Origin of the sequence: Halorubrum sp. Atlit-8R, assembly GCF_003666025.1 — an archaeon.
In the GTDB taxonomy this organism is placed as follows: domain Archaea; phylum Halobacteriota; class Halobacteria; order Halobacteriales; family Haloferacaceae; genus Halorubrum; species Halorubrum salinarum.
Window position 1 is genome coordinate 1 of record NZ_QPLV01000026.1, and the last position, 585, is coordinate 585.

Below are 585 nucleotides of genomic sequence, written 5' to 3' on the forward strand. Positions count from 1 at the left end.
GTGAGCAGGTGTTGGAACGGCTCCAGAACGTTGGGTCCGACGGCAGCTACATCCGCACGGGTACTGCGCGGCTAGGGGGGCGCTGGTGTCAGCGACGATCGTTCACAGTCGTCGGTTGCTCAGCAATCGTCGTTGGCCCCGGTGTCGACTGTCGTCACGTCCTCCTCGTAGATGTCGACGTCGTCAGGGGCAGCGAGATCGAGCGGGTCGGCTTCGAGGTCCGCTTTGAGAAGACGGAGCCGCGTGGCGGATGTGGCACCAACGAGGGCTGTGAGCTGGTCACCGGTGACCCCAGCTTTGTAGTACGTCGTTGCGATCGCCTTTGGAAGTCGGTCCCCCCCGCTCATCGGTCGCGCAGCCGATCGCGAGCGGCTGTAAACCGAACGGGATCCGTCTCGCCAGCGGCAGCCATCTCGTTCGCCGACTGGAGCTGGGAGTCGATGAGGCGATTCTGTTGGCGTGACCACTCACTGTCGTCGTGGGTCCGAACGTACTCGGCCCAGCGCTTGATCATCGCACGCCGTTGCTCCGTGTTCCGGCGGTGATCGTCCTTCAACTCCTGTGAGTTCAGCATAGTAGTCCTCA

Annotated in this window: 1 protein-coding gene; it reads right to left on the reverse strand. The window is 63.1% G+C overall.

Annotated elements, in window-relative coordinates; all coding sequences use genetic code 11:
* Positions 1-119 precede the first annotated feature (119 nt).
* Positions 120-347: a hypothetical protein gene (locus tag DVK05_RS16405; RefSeq protein ID WP_121564947.1), complete on the reverse strand. Its 228-nt coding sequence runs from the start codon at positions 345-347 to the stop codon at positions 120-122.
* Positions 348-585 lie beyond the last annotated feature (238 nt).

Bases quoted from the DNA above. Each gene is read 5' to 3' on its own strand.
- DVK05_RS16405 (WP_121564947.1), bottom strand. From the start codon at position 347: ATGAGCGGGGGGGACCGACTTCCAAAGGCGATCGCAACGACGTACTAC.